The sequence below is a fragment of the Chitinophaga sp. Cy-1792 genome, assembly GCF_011752935.1.
In the GTDB taxonomy this organism is placed as follows: Bacteria; Bacteroidota; Bacteroidia; order Chitinophagales; family Chitinophagaceae; genus Chitinophaga.
Genome location: NZ_VWWO01000002.1, coordinates 1,272,395 through 1,286,514, shown reverse-complemented (window position 1 = coordinate 1,286,514; position 14,120 = coordinate 1,272,395). Strand labels below are relative to the sequence as shown.

General features: G+C 45.8%; 18 protein-coding genes. 11 read left to right on the top strand and 7 right to left on the bottom strand.

Translation table 11 applies throughout. The features are described 5' to 3' along the window. The first annotated feature begins 16 nt into the window (after positions 1 to 16). From F3J22_RS19370 to F3J22_RS19360, 3 genes are all read left to right on the top strand, one after another. Positions 17 to 451: a hypothetical protein gene (locus tag F3J22_RS19370; protein WP_167019591.1), complete on the top strand. Its 435-nt coding sequence runs from the start codon at positions 17 to 19 to the stop codon at positions 449 to 451. A 248-nt stretch (positions 452 to 699) separates the two neighbouring features. Further along, positions 700 to 1,149: a KTSC domain-containing protein gene (locus F3J22_RS19365; RefSeq protein WP_167019590.1), complete on the top strand. Its 450-nt coding sequence runs from the start codon at positions 700 to 702 to the stop codon at positions 1,147 to 1,149. 128 nt (positions 1,150 to 1,277) lie between these two features. Beyond that, positions 1,278 to 2,930, top strand: coding sequence for a DNA mismatch repair protein MutS (locus F3J22_RS19360; RefSeq protein ID WP_167019589.1), 1,653 nt, complete (start codon positions 1,278 to 1,280; stop codon positions 2,928 to 2,930). 68 nt (positions 2,931 to 2,998) lie between these two features. Here F3J22_RS19360 and F3J22_RS19355 read toward each other — a convergent pair whose 3' ends face one another. Next, positions 2,999 to 3,703, bottom strand: a complete 705-nt coding sequence (locus F3J22_RS19355) for a membrane or secreted protein (protein WP_167019588.1) — start codon at positions 3,701 to 3,703, stop codon at positions 2,999 to 3,001. A gap of 172 nt (positions 3,704 to 3,875) precedes the next feature. Between F3J22_RS19355 and F3J22_RS19350 the strand changes: the two genes are divergently transcribed. From F3J22_RS19350 to F3J22_RS19340, 3 genes are read left to right on the top strand one after another with little or no spacing between them, the layout of a single operon-like run. Further along, positions 3,876 to 4,274 carry a hypothetical protein gene (locus F3J22_RS19350; RefSeq protein ID WP_167019587.1) on the top strand — a complete coding sequence of 133 codons (399 nt, stop codon included), beginning with the start codon at positions 3,876 to 3,878 and terminating at the stop codon, positions 4,272 to 4,274. Between the two features lie 31 nt (positions 4,275 to 4,305). Continuing rightward, a complete protein-coding gene (locus tag F3J22_RS19345) occupies positions 4,306 to 4,722 on the top strand; it encodes a hypothetical protein (protein WP_167019586.1) in 417 nt (138 codons plus the stop codon). A 29-nt stretch (positions 4,723 to 4,751) separates the two neighbouring features. Then, positions 4,752 to 5,180: a hypothetical protein gene (locus F3J22_RS19340; protein ID WP_167019585.1), complete on the top strand. Its 429-nt coding sequence runs from the start codon at positions 4,752 to 4,754 to the stop codon at positions 5,178 to 5,180. Between the two features lie 9 nt (positions 5,181 to 5,189). Here the strand turns inward: F3J22_RS19340 and F3J22_RS19335 are convergent, their stop codons facing one another. Then, complete coding sequence (locus F3J22_RS19335; RefSeq protein WP_167019584.1) at positions 5,190 to 5,561, bottom strand: helix-turn-helix domain-containing protein; 372 nt, start codon at positions 5,559 to 5,561, stop codon at positions 5,190 to 5,192. A 122-nt stretch (positions 5,562 to 5,683) separates the two neighbouring features. Further along, positions 5,684 to 6,076 carry a DoxX family protein gene (locus tag F3J22_RS19330; RefSeq protein ID WP_167019583.1) on the bottom strand — a complete coding sequence of 131 codons (393 nt, stop codon included), beginning with the start codon at positions 6,074 to 6,076 and terminating at the stop codon, positions 5,684 to 5,686. Between the two features lie 87 nt (positions 6,077 to 6,163). Between F3J22_RS19330 and F3J22_RS19325 the strand changes: the two genes are divergently transcribed. From F3J22_RS19325 to F3J22_RS19315, 3 genes are all read left to right on the top strand, one after another. Next, entirely contained in the window at positions 6,164 to 7,015 is an 852-nt protein-coding gene (locus tag F3J22_RS19325; protein WP_167019582.1) for an AraC family transcriptional regulator, read from the top strand. A 52-nt stretch (positions 7,016 to 7,067) separates the two neighbouring features. After that, positions 7,068 to 7,865, top strand: a complete 798-nt coding sequence (locus F3J22_RS19320; RefSeq protein WP_205195425.1) for a helix-turn-helix domain-containing protein — start codon at positions 7,068 to 7,070, stop codon at positions 7,863 to 7,865. 90 nt (positions 7,866 to 7,955) lie between these two features. After that, positions 7,956 to 9,488 (top strand): FAD-dependent monooxygenase, encoded by a 1,533-nt coding sequence (locus tag F3J22_RS19315; protein ID WP_167019581.1) that lies wholly within the window; start codon positions 7,956 to 7,958, stop codon positions 9,486 to 9,488. Between the two features lie 48 nt (positions 9,489 to 9,536). Here F3J22_RS19315 and F3J22_RS19310 read toward each other — a convergent pair whose 3' ends face one another. From F3J22_RS19310 to F3J22_RS19300, 3 genes are all read right to left on the bottom strand, one after another. Continuing rightward, positions 9,537 to 10,430, bottom strand: coding sequence for an arginase family protein (locus tag F3J22_RS19310; protein WP_167019580.1), 894 nt, complete (start codon positions 10,428 to 10,430; stop codon positions 9,537 to 9,539). A gap of 147 nt (positions 10,431 to 10,577) precedes the next feature. After that, on the bottom strand, positions 10,578 to 11,315 hold the full coding sequence (locus F3J22_RS19305) for an SDR family oxidoreductase (RefSeq protein ID WP_167019579.1): 738 nt from the start codon (positions 11,313 to 11,315) through the stop codon (positions 10,578 to 10,580). 66 nt (positions 11,316 to 11,381) lie between these two features. After that, positions 11,382 to 12,269 carry a helix-turn-helix domain-containing protein gene (locus tag F3J22_RS19300; RefSeq protein WP_167019578.1) on the bottom strand — a complete coding sequence of 296 codons (888 nt, stop codon included), beginning with the start codon at positions 12,267 to 12,269 and terminating at the stop codon, positions 11,382 to 11,384. 263 nt (positions 12,270 to 12,532) lie between these two features. Here F3J22_RS19300 and F3J22_RS19295 point away from each other — a divergent pair, with 263 nt between their 5' ends. After that, positions 12,533 to 12,805 carry a hypothetical protein gene (locus F3J22_RS19295; RefSeq protein ID WP_167019577.1) on the top strand — a complete coding sequence of 91 codons (273 nt, stop codon included), beginning with the start codon at positions 12,533 to 12,535 and terminating at the stop codon, positions 12,803 to 12,805. A 94-nt stretch (positions 12,806 to 12,899) separates the two neighbouring features. Here F3J22_RS19295 and F3J22_RS19290 read toward each other — a convergent pair whose 3' ends face one another. Continuing rightward, on the bottom strand, positions 12,900 to 13,475 hold the full coding sequence (locus tag F3J22_RS19290) for a hypothetical protein (RefSeq protein ID WP_167019576.1): 576 nt from the start codon (positions 13,473 to 13,475) through the stop codon (positions 12,900 to 12,902). A gap of 171 nt (positions 13,476 to 13,646) precedes the next feature. Here F3J22_RS19290 and F3J22_RS19285 point away from each other — a divergent pair, with 171 nt between their 5' ends. After that, on the top strand, positions 13,647 to 14,102 hold the full coding sequence (locus F3J22_RS19285) for a MarR family winged helix-turn-helix transcriptional regulator (protein WP_167019575.1): 456 nt from the start codon (positions 13,647 to 13,649) through the stop codon (positions 14,100 to 14,102). Positions 14,103 to 14,120 lie beyond the last annotated feature (18 nt).

Sequence of the window (14,120 nt, the reverse complement as noted above, 5' to 3'; positions counted from 1 at the left end):
ATCTTATTCCTTACTTATGTACAAATCACTTTGGATATTCACGCTGACATTAATTTCCTGCGGCATGACCGAAAAAGAGGCCAGGAATAATTGCAGACTGTCCCACATCGGCACTTATGTATTTGATAGCGCACATACCGACCTGTCGTTACTGGAAGATGATCCACTACGTATATCCGGACTAGTTATCGTATTTAAATCGGATTCAACTTTCTGCACCAACATGCGCACCCAGCTGCTGGACGATACCTGCGGCCACTGGGATGCCGGCACCTGCGGTTTTGAAGGCATCGGTGAATTAACTTTTGCAAACAGTCCGCATATGATTCAATTTTCTCCCTGTCGTCAGAACGATTCGGGCTTCACGATAATTGGCCCTAACAGGAAAAAGCCGGAACCCTTCTATGTCCGGTTCAGGAAGGTACTATCACCTTCTATTCCTGTAAAATAAGAAGGGTTCTACTTAGGCATCTCACAGACATAAACAATATTATATATTTAAATATAATAATACAACAAACAAAAGCAGGCACTAAAGTAGCTTCAAAAGCAAACATATGGCCCCGGATGATTTATCACATTTCATTTAACATCTGACATTTCAATTACATTAAAAAGCCGTAATTTTGCAGCCGATTTCAATAAATGGTAGTCTGCTCATAATGATCAGCCTGTTTATTTTTCTGAACACCATACATTATGAGTAAAATAGTTGACTACAGAAGACTGCTGAATGTTGCCAAAACCGCAGATCTGAAAGAATTAAAATCTTCCTACAGAAATTTAATGAAGGAATGGCATCCTGATAAATTCGAAGGACTGGAAGAAGAAAAAAAGCTCGAAGCAGAAGCTAAAAGTAAAGAGCTGATCGAGGCATACCATTTCCTGGTAAGCATCGCGCCTGAAACCATTGAGGCAGCGCTGCCGGAATATACCGCCACTATCGCAGCCAGCATGATCCATGACTTCAGCTACACAAAAACCACCCTGCAAATCCAGTTTCAGGACGGCAGCTGCTACGAATACCTCGATGTTCCAAAAGCATTGTACGTGAAGCTGATCAACTCCGATACCCCGGGAAGATTCTGCCGCAGGCACATCTATCACGAGTTTGTGTACCGTAAGGTAAGTAAAGCAGTAGAAGCTTAGTTTTTACTCAATATATTTCAGACGGAATGGCCCAACAGCCATTCCGTTTTTTTATGCCCTTACTTATTTAATTCCGGACATTAAACAATTCCGGTATATTTGCCCATCTTAATACCCCTGACGGACTTATGCCATACTTCCTGATTTTCCTGTTCTTTGCACTCGGTGCAGTGTTGCTCTATACCAATCAATTCAGGCGCTCTAAAAGCAAGCAGTTGCTCCGTATACGCCAGCAATGGGGAAAACCAAAGGAAGGCCCTTTCCATTTCAGCAGGATCAGGAGTTTCCTGGATGTAAATTCTGGCAATGATTTCCAGGTATTGTCTGACCAGACAAAAGCAGATATCGATTTTGATGAAGTATTCTGCTTTGCAGACCGTACGCTCACACCGGTGGGGCAGCAATACCTTTACGATCTGATGAGCAAACCCGGCAACGATGCCGCCAGACTGCAACTGCTGGAACAACAGGTATCTTTCTTTACAAATAACACGACAGAACGGGAAACAGCACAGGTATTACTGACGGCACTGCAAAACAATGATGCCGCCTATATCTCTTCTCTGCTGGAAGATGACATTCCTTCCCGGCCATCCTGGTACAATATGGTGAAGGTTTCACTCGCTGCCATGCTATTGATGCTGGTCCTGTCGCCGTTCTATCCGTTTTTACTGATAGGTCTTCCAATTCCTTTGTTCTTTAACGTATTCCTGCATTACTGGAATAAAAACAACACCGCACGTTTCATCAGGTCTGTTCCACAACTCGCTGTTTTAATGGAACAGGCGCACAACTTATCCGGCCATCAGCTGCCATTTAACAATACTGCTGCCATAGAAAGTTTGCAACGAATGAAAACCTTCCGTCGCAAAAGCCTGTTTATCAATTTCGGCCATGGTGAAAGCGGCGACGACCTTACAAAGGTATTCGCCTATCTGCTGGAATACCTGAAAGCCTTTCTGCTGGTAGAATTTTTCGCCTTTTATGCACTGGTAGATGAACTTCGCAAAAGAAAACCGGATATCCTGGTACTCTTCAACTATATCGGCAGTATAGACACCTGTATCTCCATTGCTTCTCTCCGCGCCGGCGACACGCACTCCTGCACACCTGATTTCCTGCCTGTATCGCGTACCCTGGAAGCTACTAAGGTTTGCCACCCGCCGATACCAGGCTGTGTTCCTAATGACATTACCGTAAACGGCAAAAGTGTTTTAATAACCGGGTCCAATATGTCTGGTAAAACTACGTTCCTGCGCACCATTGCGTTGAATATCATACTGGCCCAAACGATCCATACCTGTTTTGCAACATCATTCCGTACACCTTTCTTCCGGCTGTTTTCCTCCATACGCATTGATGACAGCCTGCAGGATGGCAGGAGTTATTATTTCCAGGAAGTGGAAGTTATGCATTCCCTCATCCGGGAAGTAACCCCATCGGCACAAAATTTCTATATCCTGGACGAAGTCTTTAAAGGCACCAATACCGTTGAGCGCATCGCCGCTGCCAGCGCCATTCTCTCCTATCTCAACAAGTACAATAACATCGTATTCGTTTCCACACATGATATTGAATTGTCTGCCATGCTTTCCGCTGATTACGAGCTGTATCATTTCTCAGAAACAGTATCCGAAGGGCAGTTAAGCTTTGATCACAAACTGAAAACAGGGCAGCTGACCACGAGGAATGCGATTAAGTTGCTGGAAATCTCCGGTTACCCTAAAGAGATTATTGACCAGGCCACCGGTATCAGTAGTAAACTCAGGATACAATTGTAATAACGGTTATAAAAAGCGAAAGCACCTCAAAATGAGGTGCTTTCGCTTTTTATTGTAAACTGTGATTGTTATTGTCTTGTCCATTCTTCATGAATCGGAGCTCCCTGGGAGCTCTTACCACTATGGTCCCATTTGTTGGCGTTTACACTGCCTTTAAACTGCAGCGTGCTACCAACGCGGCTGTTATCCCTGGAAAAGTAGGCTAACTTCTCCGTATATACGCCGTTTTCAAACGTATAGGAACCACCGCCGGTACCAAAAAATTCTCCGGTGGCCGTATTGATTGCTACCCATTGAAACTGGCTGCCACTCAGTATTTTAATTGTTTTTCTGGCGCCAGCCTGCATGGCATTCATGGTGCCATTCACTTCACGGCCGGTAATCTGCCATAAGCCTGCCAGGGTACCGTTGCCATAGTCGACACGGCTCCAATTGGTTTTGTTTCCACCTATAGTGGTGCCAAAATGGTCTCCGTTAAAAGATACGTCAGCGTCTACACGCTTTCCAACGAGGGTACTATCGGTGGTATTGAATTCGATATGCAGCGCTGCAGAGGCGTCGCTGGTGCCTTCCCAGGTACCCCCAAGGGTAGACTTAACCCCCTGGGCATTATAGGTCGTAATAGTAAAATAACTTTCCGTTACCAGCAGCACAGCAGTATCACTGCCATTGGCGGCAGTCCAGGCCCCGATTACAGGAGACTGTGCAGACGCGGTAAATATCCCGGCAATGGAAAGTAACGCAGTGAGGCATAAGTTGAATAGTGTTTTCATGTTTTGATGGATTTACTTTAAAGTTAGGGCGTAGGAACCTGAAAAGCCAGTATTCAGGGTATTAAATTTTTGGTAACTTAGGGACGCTATACCTGTGTAGTAAAAAACTATTTTAAACAAAGAAACATCAGCAATGACTTTGCTCGACACCTAAATTAATATTACCTATTTAATGCAAATGATTTTTCCAATTATCATCGTTAAACCGGAAGAAGCTCCTATATATGTTTTTACAGAAAAAAAATTTGGATTGATCTCTAAAGGACATAAGGGATTTTACAACTCAGGAACCATTTACGATGCAGCCGGACATCAATACGTTATTAATGGCACGAACAAAGTCACGCCAGCCACATTCCTGGAATCGCTGAAATACTTCCAGCCAATGCAGAGAGTTGATGTAAATGCTACGTTTAGTCAGGAGGTTAGCCTATCGGCACTACAACATGAACTGGAAGTGCATGTTAGCAGACATGAGGCCTATTGGGTTATTAAAGACACGATCCCCGAACTGATTGATACCATAAACAGCGCCGGAAACTTCACAAAATTGATTAAATTGTTTTATTAATACCAGTGTACCTTAAACGCTAAGATTCTCCATGGAACATATCGAAAGAAATAAAGGCAGAGGGTTTGGACAACCGGTTTTAAAAAACCGGCAACTGACCGTCTATAGTGCTATATTCCATGCGTCTTACGCAACTTCGCTTGAAATCTTTCTTCAAACATTTGAACTGACAGCCGACGAATTAAGATCTGCTATCTCCTACTGCAAAAACAGGTCCTGTGATATCATGACAGACCAATCAGATCAATACTGTGATGGCTGTGTATTAAGAACAATACATGACGGCTGGACACCTCCCTCAAATGATTTTGTTGAAATTGATGGTATCTCCTACGCAAAGGATGATAGCCGGATATTCCCTGGCACACTCAAAGAACTTGACGATGAAGAATTTGGTATACTTGGATGGGTGAGAGCAGAAGAAACAGAAAAGAAATGGTTTAGTTAGTGACCGGATTAAATTTTAAAAGTATCAAAATGCCCGAAAACCGTTTCAGACTGACGCCCGAAGTTCCAGGAGGGCTTGGTCCAAATACAATCATAGACAAACCCGGTCACCCACCAATTATTAAACACTTACATTTTCAATTTGCAGATTGGCTGGGAGATGACCTGATAGAATCCTTTCCTTGCTTCCTGGTTACCGAAAGCATGTACCATCGCCTTCTAGACAACAATATCAGCGGTATTACAGCAAATAAAAATGTAGAATTTTCATTTTACGACATTTTTTATGACCTGAATCCTGATGGCAAATCCGTACCGGAATTCATATGGATCAATATTTCATCAGATGGGAATGACGATTTTTACATCGATAAAGAAAAATACCTGAACGTATCTCAAAAAGCGCTGCATGTCTTGAAAGAAGGTAATCTCCGGTATTGTAAGATAGCGGAATCATAGGATTAACTACTACCCTTTCACAAATTCCCCCTGCTCCACTACTACCTGATTTCCCCAGGCTGTAATGGCTTCCAGCACCGGCACAAAGGTTTTCCCGAAGGCAGTCAGGTCATACACCACTTTTATTGGCGGCTTCTTACCAAACACTTTCCTGGCCACTAAACCATCTTTCTCCAGCTGCTTCAACTGCAAACTCAGTGTCATTTCCGTAATATCAGGCATCTCTTTACGCAACTCATTATATCTTTTCTCCCCATCTTTAAGATGATAAAGGATAACCGCCTTCCATTTACCACCTACCAGGTTCATCGTCAGACTCACCGTACAAGGATAGGATTTGCCTTTAAGCTTTACGTGATCGCCTATACATTCTGTTCTCATGAAGCCTTGTTTTATTACCGGCAAATTTAACTAAAAATAAGCTTGTAACTATAATAATTATAGTATAAAGAAAAAAGCGCCTAAATATAATATTCACGCGCTTTTTAATAGCTTATATACCCTTATTTTTTGAGTAGATTATCCAGGGCATAGGTATTGGAAGAGATAAACTGCAACAGCACCGCAAAAAAGACAAGATGTACCAGCTGTCCGGTCAGAAAATCCCAGCCTTCAATCATAGTAGTACCAAATATTAAACTGAGCATAACAATACCACCTAACACGGCCGCCTGGCGGGTAAAGAGACCCGCAATCAGCAACAACCCCACCAGGAACTCAGCAATAGGGAGGGCATAACTGAAAGGCTTCACCAGGGCTGTCGGCAGCATTGACTTTTCAAATGTCCCCATCATCCAGCCACTGAATTTCTCCAGCTTGGGTAATCTTACCAAACCATGGCCAAACATACTGGCACCAATTCCAAGTCTTAATAACAAATAACTTATTGTGTTCATTTTCTTTCGTTTTATGATAAACAAAATTGGCCCGATCTCCGCAGTAAATGTTGTACAATCATTGGAATGATTTGTACTTTTGTGGGTATGGAAATTAGGAATCTGCATCAGCCTTATGAGCTGGACCTCCTGGAAACCAGTGAATATCAAGCCCGTGAACACCGGAAAACCTTTTTCGAGATGGTATTCGTGCTGGAAGGCGCCGGCACGCAGATCATCAACAAACACCGGCTACCCTACAGTAAGGATAAACTCTTCCTCATCTTCCCGCAAGACACACATGGATTTGAAATAACCGCTATGACCCGCTTCTTCTTTATCCGGTTCAATACCAGTTATCTCAAAACCCAAAGCAAGGAATGGATACAAAAACTGGAATTTATCTTCCACAACTATGATCATCTTCCCGGTTGCATTCTTGATAATATCACCGACAAACCACTGGTAAGAGCCCTGGTAGAGGCCCTTATCCGGGAACATGTCAATCAGCACCCACAGCAGCCAGACGTCATCAGACAACTCATCAATACCATCATCACCATTGCAGCAAGAAATATGTTAATGTTGGGCACCTGTCATGCAGGTACTCCCAAATCGAATACTGCACTGGAATTGCTGGCAGACGTACATCAGCACATATACGATCCGGAACAATTGAAAACAGAAAAAATCGCACAGCGATTCAACGTGTCACCGACGTATATCAGCGAATATTTCAAACAACATACCGGACGCAGTTTGCAGGACTATATCATCAGCTATAAAATTAAACTGATCGAAACAAGATTGCAGTTCACGGATATGAAGATGAATGAAATCGTTTATGAGTTTGGCTTTAGCGACGCCAGTCACCTGAACCGGCTGTTTAAAAAACATGCTGGCCTCAGCCCGACGGCATTCAAAAATAACTTTATCAAAAAACAAAATATCTCTGCATAGTATATGCGTTCAGGTTAGATGCCTGTATTTTTTTGATTACAACCCGGCTAATATGTTACTTTATCATACACACCAGGAATTTGATTCACCGGAGGAGCTGAAAGATACCATCCGCTGCTTCTGGTATGAGCGCAGGGATTATCCCGACGAGGCCACCAGCTATGAAATTCTGCCGGATGGCTATACGGAGATCATCTTTTATTTCGGCGACCTCTCCAATATCAATGACCAGGGTCAGCTGGAACAGCTGCCTTCCCCCTTCATCATGGGGCTGCTGAATCAGCCGGTATACCAGTCTGCGAAAAACCGCATCGACATCCTGGGCATTCGCTGCTACCCCTGGACGGTATTCGACATGCTGGGGGTACCCTCCATCAACAATGGCATACAACTGATCTCCCACCCTATCGAAACGTTGCAGGCACAACTACAGCAACTTATTAGCAATGAACAACCGGAAGCTGCCATCACTTTGCTACAGCAATATTTCCTGGAGCATATGTCGCAACTGGCCATAGACATGACGCTATTTAAAGCTGGCGCCGCCATGCGCTCCGGCAAAGGCACCCTGGCAGTCAGCGAAGTGGCCGCCGCTGCACATGCCAGCGTGCGCACCGTAGAAAGGAAATTCAAGCAATCGTCAGGACGCACGATTAAAGATGTTTCCGGGCTCATGCGCTTCGAACAGGTACGCAACCACCTGTGGCATTTCCCGGATGCCAACCTTGCCGGACTGGCCATAGAACTAGGCTATACAGACCAGGCCCACCTAAGCCGGGAATTCAGGCGTTATAGCGGTACCACACCCGCCGCTTTTGCCCGCAGGCATAAAAAGCAGCAAAACCCCTGAACCGCGAATTTGTCGCGTTTATACAATCCTATCTCCCACGTATGGCGGAATTTTGTGGCATCAATCATACATTAAGCTACAATAGAAACCATGCAAACCGCATCCCATCAACAACAGTACGATGTCATTATTTCCGGCGCCGGCCCCGTCGGGCTTTTCCTGGCCGGTGAACTGGCCCTTTACGGATGTGCTGTACTGATTTTAGAAAAGACAATCCCCCAGGATAATCCCCTGAAGAAAATACCTTTTGGCATCAGAGGCCTGTCCTCTCTCTCCATTGAAGCCCTGCACCGCCGTGGACTGCTCGAAGAGCTACAGCTTCACAAGCGCATGAAACAGCCGCATAGCGTGCCTAAAAACGGCCCTGCTCCGCAACGGCAGTCTGGCCACTTCGCCGGCATTCCGCTATTGCACAGCAATATCGATACTGCTCAGCTGAAATTCCGTCTACCCAGCTCCAATGAGCCTGCGCTGATGTCTGAAATGCAGGAACTGGAAACGGTATTCTCCGGCCGCGCAGCAGCATTGGGCGTCACGGTTCTATATGATCATCCTGTCACTGATTTCCGGCAAACGACAGACAGCGTTACTGTCTGGTCCGGCGAAGAAAGTTTCCATGCAAAATGGCTGGTAGGCTGCGATGGTAGCCGTAGTATAGTACGAAAGGCCGCTGGTTTTGAATTTGCAGGCACAGAGCCCGAATTTACCGGATACAATGCCCAGGTAGAACTTACCGGCGCAGAAAACCTGCGCCCAGGCCGCGTTATCACCCCTCAGGGATTGTATTTCCAATCCCAGCCCGGTTACCTGATGATGCAGGACTTTGACGGCGGCGCCTTCCATGCTTCCAAAACACCGCTGACAGCAGCGCGATTCCAGGAAGTGCTGCGTCGTATATCCGGTTGCGATATAACGGTAACGGCTATGCATAACGGCACCCTGTGGACAGACCGCGCACGACAGGCAACGGCCTATCGTAAGGGACGCATCCTGCTGGCAGGCGATGCTGCACATATACATTCTCCACTAGGTGGCCAGGGACTTAACCTGGGGCTCGGCGATGTCATGAACCTGGGCTGGAAACTCGCCGCTACCATACATAATACAGCGCCGGAAGGCCTGCTGGATACCTATTTCAGCGAACGTTTCCCGGTAGGTGAACAGGTACTGGACTGGTCACGGGCACAGGTAGCTGTCATGCACCCCAATCCGCATGCACGCGCCCTATACGCCGTTCTCCGCGATCTTATCAATACCCCCGATGGCGCTACCTATATGGCCAGCCGCATCTGGGGTGTATCTACACATTATGATCTCGGCGGTCACCATCCCATGACCGGCTACAACGTACCTAATTTCGAATTCGAAGACGGTACCACCATCGGCGAAATAATGCGCGACGGACGCGGCATACTGCTGGATTTCAGCAATAATGACCAGCTTAAATCTATTGCAACGGAATATGCGGCGCAACTGAAGTATGTGGCTGCCACGCCAAAAATAAGTCTGGGTGTAATGGCCCTGCTGGTACGCCCCGATGGCATTGTCGCATGGGCTACGGATAGCCAGGCGGATACCGGCGAATTACAGGCTGCTGCCAACCGCTGGTTTGTACGCAGCTAAATATTAACACCAGGTGTATGCATGATTCATGCGCCTGGTTTCACTTTTTTATTCACTGTCTACCTCATCATTCAACAGCGGCAATTGCCGCAGTATGTTCCTCAATTTGATGGCTACCCGCGGCATATGCTCTGCCACTGTTAACCCTACTACGTCATAGGCTGCCGCAATGTCGCGGATGATGCGTATTACTTCATTTATCTTCAGCCCTTCAGGGTCTGTACCAACGGCTGCAATTATTTCCTTGGGGTCTAGTACGTCCAGGTCAAAATGAATCAGGACTTTTGATTTGCCTGTTGCCTTCAGCCAGTCCAGTACCGGCGCACTGCTGCCGGCTACTGCTGCGGGAGCCAGCCCTTTAATGCCTAACTCCTCCTGACGCTCTTTGATACCTGGATGGTCCCAGCTTCTCAGGCCAACGATCAGTGTATGTTCCGGTTTAAAATGAGCCGGTAATAATCCTACGATGCTGTCATCTCCCAAACCCAGCAATGCCGATAATACCATGGCATGAAATCCGGTATAGGGATCTCCGGGCAGGTTAATATCCGGATGGGCATCTATCCATACAATCGCCACATCATCTGCATACTTTTTTCCCAGGTAAGAAAACGGCACTGCACTGACGGCACAATCACCACCCAGCGTCACAATACCGGACGGGTTTTCTTCCAGTAAAATTTCCAGTGCAGCCTTTATCTGTTTGATAATAACAGCCCTGGAGTTAATACCGTTCTCTGTTTTCCTGTCGCTGACATCCATTGATACCGGCACTTCAACTGTCCGCTGGCCATTATCCGGTGCCAGGAAGCTGAGCAGCTGTGCCCCCAGGAAGTAACCTGTGGCTGCATCGTCAGGGTCCAGTTCAGGCAGCAGCGAGTTTATCACACCGCCCTGCCATTGCGGATATACAAGTCGGAGGGTGTCGCTGGAGTGCTTCATACCATTAATTATTTTTTAGGTAGATGATGATCAGATGCATATGTTTTAACGTCCGTCAACCGCTGAATGTTTAGCATGGTGTAAAACGAAAAAGCGGAATACGCCTGGAGGCCGTATTCCGCTTTTTCGGGTAAAAATCATCACTTATTACCATGGACTGATACCACCTTCCGGTGCATTATCATCGCTGAAAAATTGGCCGGTAGGACCGTCCGCACCTAAGGTAGCCGCCTTCACTACCCTTGCTGCGGCGTCTTCCACCGTGCCGGTGCCGTGGTGGTTATTGAAATCTGTGGCGGTATAGCCCGGGTCTACTGCATTTACCTTGAAGGCAGTATCGCGCAGCTGATAAGCCAATACGATGGTATAGGCATTGAGGGCCGCTTTGGAGGAAACATAGGCCGTAGGCTTCACCTGGTAATATTTCCATGCAGGATCACTGTGTTTGGTCAGAGAGCCCAGGCCGGAGGTAACATTTACAATCCTTGGCTGTGGCGCTGCCTGCAACAGGTTCATAAATACCTGCGTCACTGCTACCACACCAAAAACATTGGTATTAAATACCTCTCTCAATACCTGCAAATCCATATCTGTCGGGGATTGCTGAAAGCCCCCCAGTATGCCGGCATTGTTGATCAGCACATCAAGAACGGTAATTTTCTTACCCAGCGTTTCACGGGCTGCTTTAATGGATGCGATGTCGTCTACGTCGATGGCCACTGCGGCTACATTTTCCAAACCTTCGCTTTGCAGCTGCTGAACAGCCTGCCGGCCCTTTTCAATATCTCTGGCCCCGAGATATACAAAATAGCCCTGCTGTAATAACTGCCTGGCTGTTTCAAAACCGATGCTTCTGTTTGCGCCTGTTATCAGTACTGTTTTCATATGATTTTATTTAACGGTACAAAGCTACATGCCGCAACGGGCATCGCAGGAACACATCCACCGGTATTAATGGTACATTTCACGGACGGAGCTGCGATATGCTGCCGGCGTCATCCCGGTTTCCCTTTTAAAGAAGCGGTTAAAATAGGATGCATCTGCGAAACCAAGGTCATAGGCGATTTCCTTGGACGACTGATGGGTATGAAAAAGCAAACGCCGGGCTTCCAGCGTAATACGCTCATGAATATGCTTGATAGCAGGCTTTCCGCTATGCGCCTTCACTACTTCACTCAGGTGCCCGGCAGATATATGCAGCTGTGCCGCATAATCACCTACCTCATGCATTTCCCTGTAATTTTCGTTTATCCGGGCCTGAAATCGCTTCAATAATAATTTATCAGGCGTAACAGCCTCATTATGGAACTGCTCGTTGTATAAACGGCTTAAATAGGTCAATAATACTGTCAGGTAAGCACTCAGCATACGGCGTTGCCACTCTCCGCCTTTATGATACTCTTCATTGATTTTCGTCAGCATGTCTTCCACGAATACAACATCTTCCGGCAGGAGCTTCAGCTCATGGCGACTGTAAGGATTTCGTATGATGGGCAGCTGACCAAGCCCTGCATTTTCCTGGAAAGAGAGAAATTCTTCTGTAAATGCAATACCGGTGCTGTTGATTTCATTGGAAGCCTCTTTTACAATTACCTGGTGCGGCCCGGTGAAATAAAGTGAATTATCGTACGTCTGATAAGGATTCAGGTCTATCCATTTGCGGGCGCCGCCTTTTCTGATGAAAGCTACCAGGTAGTGATTTTTACGGTGCGGCAGAAACAACTCTTTCCGCGGAATATGGCCTTTGAAATTATAAACTCTGAAATGCGGGCTACCGATGATATCATCCGGCTCCAGGTCAAATGCCGGAATCCGGGTATTTTGTTCTGTTATCTGCATGTGATCATTAACAACTGGAACTAAGTTAAATCATTTTTCGTAGTTAAATGATGAAGTCACTTAGCAACCAAAGTCTACTGTTACCACAAGTGTGGCATCTGTTCCACTGGATATAGAAGTCAGGAATCAATTACGACGCAATTTAGCCACAATCAGAGAGACAAACAAAAGACCACCGGAAAGGTATAATTTTAGTGGGGATGAAAGTGATGCATAGCCTGACTAGCTATGATCAGTATCATTCACTGTTAATCCAAAGTAAAATGGAAAATAATCCAGAACAACATTTCCCGGAAGAGGAAATTGTACAGCCAATGAGTATTCGGGTACCGGAAGTTCCGTCAGAAACTTTTCTTTGGGCGGCATTTGCATCCATTACTACCGCATTATTCCTTCAATGTCTGGGAAAGAAACATACCGGCCTTTTTGTGGGCCAGTTAGCTGCGCCATTACTATTGATGGGCATCTACAAAAAACTCAATAAACCAGCCAGTAATGAAATAAGCGGTGAAGAAGAGTCATACCTGAGCTATTAGTATTGAATTATCACTGGAATGAGAAGGTTTGACATCCGGTAAGTGTTACTGTTCAGGTAAACGCTTACCGGATTTTTTAAGGATATATATTTCACTACTTTATTTTATACACGATATAACCTTTGTTATCGGAGGTGTGCTGCACAAACAGGTTAGGATTAGAGGTATAGCCACTACCTGCCATTGCACGCCAGCTATTATAAGCCGAATCCAGGCTAATTTTTGCTGCATTGTCTGCAGGGATTAGTATTTGGCTGCCATACAGGATATTATCATTTTCTTTCCTTAACACTAATCCATTAGCCTCACCATACCAGGCAAAAGCGGCCAAAGTGAATGTATCCTTGCCAAGGTACTTTTCCTTGCGGATCGTTTTCTCGTATTCAAACCAGTAAGAAGGCGCATCCTGCATGCCATAGGGCGCTTCCACCACTTTCGCCTTCACTACATAAGTATAGCCAGGTTCGCGTTCCGGAAACTTTTGAAGATAAGTACCGTAGGAAATTTTCCGATCCCCATTCAGGGAAATTTTCTGATCGGAGCCAGAGGTGTAATGGTCCACAAATAATTCAAACTGCTGACCGCCTTTAGGATTACTGGGGTCGACTTTTTCTTTGGAACAGGCCAACAGTAAGAGTGCCGATAATGCTACGTAACTTAAAGTTTTCATGGCGAATTTTGGTTGTTAATGGAATTTGTAGCTAAACGGCTGGCTGGGGTTAATAGTTACAATACTTAGAAACAAAAAAGCAATACAAGCTGGTGGCTATTTTTCATTTTCTCTGATCTGTCTGATTTTTATTATCTTAGCAACTAAGATATTTAGTTAATAAAATAAATAATGGAATCACCAGCCACCAGAGAAATACGGAAACTCAGCCAGGCATACGCCTACACCTCGCTACAGCTACATGAAGCCGTTGCCAGCAAAGCCGGCCTGTCGGGCACCGACCATAAATACCTGGGCTTCCTCCTGGAAAGAGGCCAGATGACAGCAGGGGAAATCGCCACCATTACCGGACTCACCACCGGAGCCGTAACCGGACTAATAGACCGGCTGGAAAAAAAGAAACTGGTGAAAAGGAAATTCGCCGAAGATGACCGCCGAAAAGTGATCATCGTACCCGACAACAAAAGGATCATGGCCCTCCTCGAACCACTGTACAGAGACTTCAGGAGTCATACCATAGCTTTACTGTCCACCTTCTCCGAAAAAGAACAACAGGTGCTGTCAGCCTATTTCTCCCAGGCCATCGCACTCATGAATAAAACCACCGAAAAACTCAACAGTAAATAATCATAAAGCAGGACAGCC